General features: G+C 49.9%; 11 protein-coding genes. 1 reads left to right on the top strand and 10 read right to left on the bottom strand.

All coding sequences use genetic code 11. The features are described 5' to 3' along the window. Positions 1-84 (top strand): integrase core domain-containing protein (locus R6242_RS07000; protein ID WP_318425489.1); only part of this gene is annotated, 84 nt, incomplete at its 5' end. A 407-nt stretch (positions 85-491) separates the two neighbouring features. Here the strand turns inward: R6242_RS07000 and queC are convergent. From queC to tolQ, 10 genes are all read right to left on the bottom strand, one after another. Beyond that, on the bottom strand, positions 492-1,175 hold the full coding sequence (queC, locus tag R6242_RS06995; RefSeq protein ID WP_318425483.1) for a 7-cyano-7-deazaguanine synthase QueC: 684 nt from the start codon (positions 1,173-1,175) through the stop codon (positions 492-494). Positions 1,176-1,202: 27 nt separating this feature from the next. Next, complete coding sequence (locus R6242_RS06990; protein ID WP_318425480.1) at positions 1,203-1,604, bottom strand: hypothetical protein; 402 nt, start codon at positions 1,602-1,604, stop codon at positions 1,203-1,205. 8 nt (positions 1,605-1,612) lie between these two features. After that, the gene (locus R6242_RS06985) at positions 1,613-2,917 is read right to left on the bottom strand and encodes a chloride channel protein (protein ID WP_318425476.1); all 1,305 of its coding nucleotides are present in this window, start codon (positions 2,915-2,917) and stop codon (positions 1,613-1,615) included. A gap of 11 nt (positions 2,918-2,928) precedes the next feature. After that, on the bottom strand, positions 2,929-3,573 hold the full coding sequence (gene queE / locus R6242_RS06980) for a 7-carboxy-7-deazaguanine synthase QueE (protein ID WP_318425474.1): 645 nt from the start codon (positions 3,571-3,573) through the stop codon (positions 2,929-2,931). A gap of 178 nt (positions 3,574-3,751) precedes the next feature. Beyond that, entirely contained in the window at positions 3,752-4,480 is a 729-nt protein-coding gene (locus R6242_RS06975; RefSeq protein ID WP_318425471.1) for a YbgF trimerization domain-containing protein, read from the bottom strand. 97 nt (positions 4,481-4,577) lie between these two features. Beyond that, the gene (gene pal / locus R6242_RS06970) at positions 4,578-5,123 is read right to left on the bottom strand and encodes a peptidoglycan-associated lipoprotein Pal (RefSeq protein ID WP_293937441.1); all 546 of its coding nucleotides are present in this window, start codon (positions 5,121-5,123) and stop codon (positions 4,578-4,580) included. Between the two features lie 98 nt (positions 5,124-5,221). Continuing rightward, positions 5,222-6,493, bottom strand: a complete 1,272-nt coding sequence (gene tolB / locus R6242_RS06965; protein ID WP_293937443.1) for a Tol-Pal system beta propeller repeat protein TolB — start codon at positions 6,491-6,493, stop codon at positions 5,222-5,224. A 90-nt stretch (positions 6,494-6,583) separates the two neighbouring features. Next, positions 6,584-7,474, bottom strand: a complete 891-nt coding sequence (locus R6242_RS06960) for an energy transducer TonB (protein WP_318425467.1) — start codon at positions 7,472-7,474, stop codon at positions 6,584-6,586. A gap of 1 nt (position 7,475) precedes the next feature. After that, complete coding sequence (gene tolR, locus R6242_RS06955; RefSeq protein ID WP_130106112.1) at positions 7,476-7,883, bottom strand: protein TolR; 408 nt, start codon at positions 7,881-7,883, stop codon at positions 7,476-7,478. Continuing rightward, entirely contained in the window at positions 7,883-8,575 is a 693-nt protein-coding gene (tolQ, locus tag R6242_RS06950; protein WP_318425462.1) for a protein TolQ, read from the bottom strand. The genes tolR and tolQ overlap by 1 nt, the downstream gene beginning before the upstream one ends. Between the last annotated feature and the right edge of the window lie 86 nt (positions 8,576-8,661).

Raw genomic sequence — 8,661 nt, 5'->3', positions numbered from 1 at the left:
TGGCTTTGGACTTACAATAACGAACGTCCGCATATGGGATTGGGCGGTATCACCCCGAAACAAAAACTGGCATTACATGCCTGACCTCTACTTTTAAGTGCGCTTAAAAATGGGGGGATTACCGAATAAGCGGCTCGGGGTTTCGGAAAAGGGGTAGCGAGGCAGCGAGCGAGCAGCCTTTTTCGCCGAGCCGGTTATCCGCAGTGAGGGGCCTTCGTGCTGGCTGGGGCGGCCTTCTTTGGCTTCGTTTCTTGGCCGCGCAAGAAAGGAAGGTCCAGCGGGACGCCCGCACCTAAATCAATGTGCCGAAGGCACTAAAAAGCATTGTTTTTAGGCTCGGTTAACGCACATGCCGTGAAACCCACTTGTATAGCATTCTTGTAAATCGGCTCCGTGCTTGCACGAAGCCGATTTTTTTACGTCTACTTGCTGGCGTACTGCACTATCGCCGATCGACAAACACCGTCGCCTAGCTAAGCTTCGAGCAAGCCTTACTTTTGATACCGTGTCGGATCAGTCAACCCAGCATGGGCAAAACCAGCGCTGCGTAGGCGGCAGGCTTCGCATTCGCCGCAGGCGCGGCCGTCGTCGTCGGCTTTGTAGCAGGTCACGGTGAGTGCGTAATCCACGCCTAGCTCGGTGCCTTTTTGGGCGATTTCTGCCTTGGTGAGTTTCAGTAGCGGGGTGTGGATGGTGAGCTTTGAGCCTTCTACTCCCACCTTGGTGGCGAGCCTTGCCATAGCTTGAAAAGATGCAATATATTCTGGGCGGCAATCTGGGTAGCCTGAATAATCCACGGCATTAACGCCAATAAAAATATCATCGGCTTTTAGTACTTCTGACCAAGCCAGCGCGTAAGAGAGCAGTACGGTGTTGCGTGCGGGCACATAGGTCACGGGGATTTCGCCGGGCTTACCGCCGTCTACTGGCACTTCAATATTGGCATCGGTGAGTGCCGATCCGCCAAAGCCTGCTAAATCAATTTTCAGAATGCGGTGCTCAACTGCGCCCAGCGCTTCTGCCACGTGAGCGGCGGCTTTAAGTTCGGCATTATGCTTTTGCCCGTAATCAAAAGACAGGCAATAGGGCGCAAAGCCTTCAGCTTTGGCAATGGCAAGGCAGGTGGCGGAATCGAGGCCACCAGATAGTAAGATCACAGCTGGTTTTTTGGTCATGATATTTTCAATTTAAATAGATGTTGTTTATGGATTGATGGCGATAATTTTGGTGGTTTGCTTGCTGCATTCTTTGTTCAAGCAAATGCCAGAAAACCAGAGCTCACCATTGCCTATCATTGCACCATTGCTATTACGAAATAGGGTTTCTGTGGTTTGTGCCAGCACAGCAGCTTTAACTTTGGGGGTGATAATGCTTGAATATTGCGCAATAAATTGCGGTGCTTTCAGTGTTTTTTTATGTGGCAGATTAACTCGCAAGGGAAAGAGGGCCAGCTTAGCCACGCTGGCGGCATTATCATTGGCAACAGCCGTTTGTAGTGATTTTAAAAACTCACCCAGCTGAGCGGCTGTCATCCCGTCTGGGCCTGTCGATTCTGCCTGAGCAAATGTAGCCATCAAGGCAAATACAGCTAGAAAATAGCGCATAGGATCACTTAAGTAGTTGGGGGTGGAGCCAAGCGCTGCAAGGCTTTTTCTGCCAAATCATGATAAAGATTGGTGCCAAATAGGCGTGCCACAGTGGATGAAATCATTGCAGCGGCCAAGATAGAAATCACCATCGTATGACCATCAGTCATCTCAATTAAAATAATAGCCGAGGTCAGCGGTGCTCGTGTGACTGCGGCCAGCATGGCGGCCATTCCAATGGCGATCAGTTTGATATGGATGCTGCTATCAAACCATGGCAAAAACCAGCTGCTCACCCCTGCACCCATAGACAGCGATGGGGCAAAAATGCCTCCAGGCAAACCGGTTAGAAACGTGGATAGCAGGCCTAAAAACTTCAGCGGCAAAAAGTACCAAGCCATCGTGCCATGCCCACTTACCACATCACTGGTGATTTCTGCTCCGCTGCCAAAAATGGGCGCTGCCAGCCCCATGCAGGCAATAAAAAAGCCGCAAGCTGCAATAAATAAATAGGGCCTAGTTGCTCGCCACATCCTTACTTTTACGGGCAACCAGCGATCTTGATGCACGCATAGCCAAGAAAAAAAGCCGCCAATCAAGCCAGCACTTACCGCCACGATTAACATTGGCCATAAAATGCTGTAATTAAATCCTGGCACATGGATACGGCCAAAATAGGTGTAATCACCCTGAATCGCCAAAGAAACCACACCGGCTAAAATTACTGCACCTAATAGCTTTCCTGAGGTTTTTTCTTCTACTGAGCGCGCCAGCTCTTCAAAGGCAAACACAATCCCAGCGAGTGGCGTATTAAACGCGGCAGCAATCCCAGCGGCGCCGCCTGCCAGAATCAACTGGCGGCGAAATACAGCATCAGATAGTGGGATAAAGCGTCGGCAGGCATACATTAAACTTGCGCCAATTTGTACCGTTGGGCCTTCACGGCCTAGTACAAAGCCACAGCCAAGGCCAGCAACCACGGCAATAAACTTGGCGCAGGCGATGCGGATGCTAAGTAATTGCTGGATGATGGCGGGCTGATCGGTTACTTGCAATGCCGCCATCGCCTGTGGAATACCGCTGCCTTCAGAGCCCTTGCCAATTCTTTGCATCAGCCAGCGTATGGCCATACCACCAAAGGGTAAGGCAAAAAAAGGCCACCACGCCCAGCGCTGGCTAAGACTATGGAATATGCCCAGGGCACCATCAGCCGCCTTGGCCAGAACAACTGCTACAAGGCCCACTAAGGCAGCACCAAACCAGAGTGCCAGCGTGGCGCGGCTGCGCTCTGGTAAGTGTTTTATGCGTACTAGCCAGCGTTTCCAATACATGTGCTTGCCTGTTAAACGCCGGGACGTTCACCCCAGAGGATTTTGTGTAATTGCACCTGCATACGTACGGGTAAATGGTCTTCCAGTACCCAGGCGGCGAGGTTGGCGGGTTGCAGTGTTTCCCATACCGGCGACATGAGCACTGGGGCTAGCGTTTCTAAACGACGCTCGCGGATTAAATCGCGCGCCCATTCGTAATCGCCACGATCGCATAAAACAAACTTGATTTCGTCTGCTTTATTCACGTAATCAAGGTTTTCCCAGTGCATCTTGGCTAATTCACCCGAGCCTGGGGTTTTGATATCCAGAATGCGGGAAACGCGCGGGTCCACATCTGCAATCGATAAAGCGCCACTGGTTTCTAGGCTGAGTGAATAGCCCGCATCGCAAAGCAAGCGCATTAGTTCATGCACGCCTTTTTGCGCCAGTGGCTCGCCACCCGTTATGCAGATATGGTGGGTGTTAAATGAGGCAATCTTATCAAGGATAGTTTGAAACGATTGGGTTTCACCGCCGGTAAAAGCATAGGCGCTGTCGCAATAGCCACAGCGCAACGGACAGCCAGTGAGGCGAACAAACACGGTAGGTAGGCCCATGCGGGTGGTTTCACCCTGCAATGAGCAGAAGATTTCGGTAATGCGTAATGCGTCTTTCAAGATAATGCTCCTGGCCGGAGAACAGTCCGGTGGAAATAAAAACGGCGTCAACCCATTCGGTGACGCCGAGGAAATAATACTGCGTGTTTACACTTAGAAAAGCGTGCTGTGTTTTAGCGTACTCCAATCCAATGTGATTTTACTCAGTTTTAGCTTTGAGTGATGGAGTTTGTGACGTTTAGTCGGTGGCTAATAATGCCTTTTTGGCCGCTGCGGCTTTTTCTGCCTGTGGATACTTTTCGATAAGCTGTAATAAGTATTTGCGTGAGGATTTTTTATCCCCCTGAGCATTGGCCACAATCGCTAAGCCAAATAGCGCATCGGGAGCACGGGTTTCATCATTGCTAGCCAGTACCTGTTGAAACGAATTTTGTGCGCCTTTAAACCCTTTTAAGGCGGTTTGGCTGGTGCCCATCCAATACCATGCTGTAGGCACTAGCGCGCTTGTGCTGTTGTCCGTGATAAATTTTTGCAACCCTAAAATGGCTTCTTTGTGCTTGCCTGTGCGGCTTAGCTGTACGATATCGTCTAATTGCTGTTGTTCTGAAACCACGGCGGCGGCTTTGCTTTCTACTTTTGCCAGCTCCATCGCACGCATCCGCGCATCCAGATCGGTATAGAGATCTTTCTGACGCTTGGCGGCTTCATCTAAGTTAAATTGCAGCACTTCATTCTGACCACGCAAAGTGGAGAGTTCTTGACGTAGTTTTTCTAGCTGGCCAAGTAATTCAATTGAACGGCTATTGCCCGCCTCTAATTGCATTAAGCGCTCGTCGTTTTTCTTTTGAGCTTGAGCTTGAGCATCACGCAGATCATTTAATTGCTGACGTGCTACGTTGTCATCAAAAAGACCAGCATGAGCCTGAATAGAGAAAGCAAGCAGAAGCAGAGTAGCAATTCGTTTCATAGATTGATGGTCTGATTTGAAGTGAGAAGGGGAAACACGGACGAGTCTAGCTCGTCCGTGGCAAAGCCTATGCGTTTTTTATATCAGCAGCAAGTGACTATTGAGCCGCTTCACCGTTGTAAACGATTTCAGCACGACGATTACGTTCGCGAATCGCATCGCTATCGCCTGCTTCAAGTGGGCGCTCTTCACCAAAGCTCACTGTTTCGATCTGGCTATCTGGTACACCCAGCACATTCAGCATTTTACGTACAGAATCTGCACGCTTTTGGCCCAAGGCTAAGTTGTATTCTGCTGTGCCACGCTCATCGGTGTGGCCTTGCAAGATGATTTTTGCGTCTTTATGGGTGTTTAGGTATTTAGCATGAGCTTGAACCAGCTCATGGAAATCTGGGCGCACAATAAAGGAATCAAAATCAAAATATACACGGCGGCTAGACAGGATATTGTTTGGATCTGTTAGCTCGGTAAAAGACTTTGTCTGGCCTTGGGTTAGATCAACTGTGCTTGGGTTGGTTGATGGTTGTGTTGTCGTGTTTGAACTGGTTGAGCCGCTAGTATCTGCCGGAGTTTTAGGTACTGGGGTGCTGGCGCAAGCGGCGAGCAGGGCAGTCATGATTAAACTAAGCGCTACTTTTTTCATTGTATTCTTCCTTAGATCTTACATCGTAAAGAAATCAAATAAATCCAAACTTTGGTCATATGACATTCAGCTTGGCATAAGTTCCGTAAGTGGTATCTTTACCGTAAAACGGGTCCCCATGCGGGCTGTCTTACATCTCCTGCTTGCGCTCTAAGGCGCTGTTTGACTCTTCCATCACTTGAAACAGCTGCCAGTACTCCTCGACCACCTGTTTTTGCTTCATATAAAATCATTTGCCCGTTTGGTGCAAAGCTCGGTGAATCGTCTGCGCCGGAGTCGGTAAGTGTTTGAACTTGGCGTGTACTCAAATCCATAATAGCAACTCGGTAGCCACCATCACGGGTGATAAAGGTTAAATTTTTACCATCTGGGCTGAGCTTGGCTGAGCTATTGTAACTACCCTGAAAGCTTACTCGTTCTGTATTACTACCATTGCTGTTCATGCGATAAATTTGTGGGCTGCCACCGCGATCAGAGGTGAAGTAAATAAAGCGGCCATCAGGTGAAAACGCAGGTTCGGTATTGATTTCACCGCCTCGGCTAAGTTGGCGTAAATCGCTACCATCGGTGTTAACGAGGTAAATTTGTGAACTGCCACTTTGGGTGAGCACTACCGCTAACTCACGGCCATTGGGCGACCACGCTGGAGCGTAGTTGCTGCCCTTAAAACCAGCGGCTTTCCAGCGTCGTCCGGAAGCCAACTCGTGCACATATACCACGGGTTTTTGATCTTCAAAAGAAACATAGGCCAATTTGCCACCATCTGGAGACCATTTTGGCGACATGATGGGTTGTTTGGAAACTAAGATGGCTTGCGAGCCAAAGCCGTCAGCATCAGATACCTGTAGCTCAAAGCGTGCGCCTTGTTTAAGCACATAGGCGATCCGTGAATTAAACGCACCAGGCTGGCCAGTGATTTGCTGATAAATTAGGTCGGCAATTTGATGCGCTACTCGGCGCATTTGCCCAGCTGTGGCTTTGCGCTCCCAGCTAATCAGTGGTTTTTTGCTCGCCAAATCAATGAGCCAAAATTGCACCTTAAAGCCACCCGCATCAGGCGTGACTCGGCCGATGGCCATGGTTTGTGCACCTTTTGCCAGAGCCGTTGTGTAATTGACTTGCTCTGGTGCAAATGGCACGGGCGATAGATCGCCTGCACCAATCACTTTAAACAGCCCGCTACGCGTTAAGTCATCGTTAATAACCGGCGTGAGCGCTTGTTTTTGTTGGTTTTCATTTTGAAATGGGGCGATGGCGATAGGGTATTGCGATGCGCCTACGCCAACTACATCAATGGTCATATCCGCATGAGCCACACTGCTTAGTAGCAAGCTTGCGGTTAGTAGCTTAAAAAGTTTACGCCAAAGCATTATTGGTGTTCTCCATGAATGGCTATTGCATTCGGTTAACGGGGCGCTGTGCCGAAGGCGGCTTGCCGTATTTTTTTGAGAGATTGGGTTCTAATCATTCAAACGGAACATAATTGTCATATTGCGCATATCACCACTAAATGCCTGTCCATCAGGCAGGGGAGGCATCCGTTGTAAGGCCAAAATGGCGCGTTTTGCGGCTTCGTCGTACATTGTCTCGCCGCTCGATTTCAGTAGCGTCACTTCTTGAATCTCGCCGTTGGGCAGCAGATTGATTTTGAACTCTGCCGATGGGTTGCCCTTAGGATTGGCGTAGACCAATTTGGATCGAATCAGTTGCGACACTTTACTGCGATAGTCGGCGAGCCCTTTCTTGGCAATTGAGCTATTCCCGCTACCCGAGCCTGGGCCAGTATTGACGGTTGAATTAGGGTTGTTGCCTTTGCCGCCAGGTTTGGCTCCTGGTTTGCTTGGCTCTAATAAACTGTCGACTGATAAAATAGAATTCATTTCCGATTTGTTATTCTTTGCTTTCGGATTGGGGGCCGTAGTGGGTTTCGCAACAGGCGCAGCCGTTGGTTTTACACTGACTTTAGGCGGCAGAGTAGGTATAGGCGTCGGCACTGGCGTGGCCTTAGGCGCAGCCGTTGGTTTAGGGGTTGGTGTCGGTGTTGGCCGTGGTGCCAGCGTTGGTTTTACTTTTGCAATGGCAATCTCAGCAGGTTTCTCAGGCAAAGGCTCAGGTTTTGGCTCTGGCTTATGCTCCTGCTTAGGTGTTTTGGGTGGAGGCGTTTCTACTGCAGGTGTTGTTTGCTGGCGGGTTGCTGGCGGGCCACCCCATAGCTCAACCACAACGGGTTCTTGCTTTTTAGTTTGCCAATTCATGGAGAGCAATAAGCCGAGCAGCAGCAGCAGGTGCATAGCCGCCGCCAGCACAAAGGCTAGCTTGCGATGCTCATTGCGATATACGGTTTGTCTCATATCACTTCGGCTGAACGAGCAGGCCAACTCGGGCAATATTGGCCTGTTTTAATGCGTCCATCGCATTCATCACCTGCTCGTAACGGATGGATTTATCTGCAGCAATCACTACGGGGCGATTGGGAGTGATGGCTTGTTTGGCCTGCACGCTGGCGACGAGCGCTTTTAGATCGGCTAGATCGCTGCTTTCTTCTTTATCGTGCAGCTTGATTGCACCAGCGGCATCAATTTCCACGCGCAGCGGGGCTACATTTACTTCTTGATCAGATTTGCCAACGGTGGGCAGATTCACCACGCCTTGCTGCATCATGGGCGTGGCCACCATAAAGATCACCAGCAAAACCAGCATCACGTCGATATAGGGAACAACATTGATCTCGTTTTTAATCCTGCGTGCGCGGCGAGCCATTATTTCACCTGACGTTGCAAGATATTAGAAAACTCTTCGATAAAGGTATCAAAGCGGTTGGCTAGTTTGTCTACGTCATTGGCAAAGCGGTTATAGGCCACCACGGCAGGAATGGCTGCAAATAGACCAATCGCGGTAGCTACTAGCGCTTCGGCAATGCCGGGAGCAACGGTGGCTAAGGTGGCTTGGCCCACGTTAGCAAGGCCGGTAAAGGCATTCATAATGCCCCACACCGTACCAAATAGGCCGATATAGGGGCTGATGGAGCCAACTGTGGCTAAAAACGCGGTGTGCGCGTCTAGCTCATCTAGTTCACGCTGGCAGGCGGCACGCATGGCGCGGCGGCTGCCTTCCATGACGTCAGATAATTCCATATTGCCGCGCTCACCGGCACGTTGGCGTAGTTTTAAGAATTCGCCAAAGCCTGCTTGAAAGATTTTCTCCATGCCTAGCGTTTGGCCACGGCGTACTTGATCGTAGAGTGTGGCAAGGTCTGCGCCATTCCAGAAACGATTTTCAAAATCTTCGGTTTGTTTTCTGGCGTGAGAAATGGAGAAATGCTTGCTGAAAATATACCACCAAGACATAAATGACATGATCAGCAGCAGCCCCATCACCGCTTGTACTACAGGGCTGGCGTGTAAGACTAAGGTGATAATTGATAAATCTTGATTTGCTGCAGCAACGTCCACTTTGGATCATCCTTTATCGGGGTAAGTCTGCTTGAGTCCGGTAGGCTGCTCAGCCCGCCGTAGTGTCTTTTACAGTTATTTTTATG

The sequence above is a fragment of the Iodobacter sp. CM08 genome (assembly GCF_033446605.1).
Taxonomy (GTDB): domain Bacteria; phylum Pseudomonadota; class Gammaproteobacteria; order Burkholderiales; family Chitinibacteraceae; genus Iodobacter.
Note: the sequence above shows the minus strand (reverse complement) of the source record. Positions and strands in the feature narration are given on the sequence as shown.

Excerpts from the sequence above, each read along its gene's own strand:
- tolR (WP_130106112.1), bottom strand. The coding sequence starts at position 7,883 with ATGGCTCGCCGCGCACGCAGGATTAAAAACGAGATCAATGTTGTTCCC.
- tolB (WP_293937443.1), bottom strand. The coding sequence starts at position 6,493 with ATGCTTTGGCGTAAACTTTTTAAGCTACTAACCGCAAGCTTGCTACTA.
- R6242_RS06960 (WP_318425467.1), bottom strand. The coding sequence starts at position 7,474 with ATGAGACAAACCGTATATCGCAATGAGCATCGCAAGCTAGCCTTTGTG.
- queC (WP_318425483.1), bottom strand. The coding sequence starts at position 1,175 with ATGACCAAAAAACCAGCTGTGATCTTACTATCTGGTGGCCTCGATTCC.
- R6242_RS06985 (WP_318425476.1), bottom strand. The coding sequence starts at position 2,917 with ATGTATTGGAAACGCTGGCTAGTACGCATAAAACACTTACCAGAGCGC.
- pal (WP_293937441.1), bottom strand. The coding sequence starts at position 5,123 with ATGAAAAAAGTAGCGCTTAGTTTAATCATGACTGCCCTGCTCGCCGCT.
- R6242_RS06990 (WP_318425480.1), bottom strand. The coding sequence starts at position 1,604 with ATGCGCTATTTTCTAGCTGTATTTGCCTTGATGGCTACATTTGCTCAG.
- R6242_RS06975 (WP_318425471.1), bottom strand. The coding sequence starts at position 4,480 with ATGAAACGAATTGCTACTCTGCTTCTGCTTGCTTTCTCTATTCAGGCT.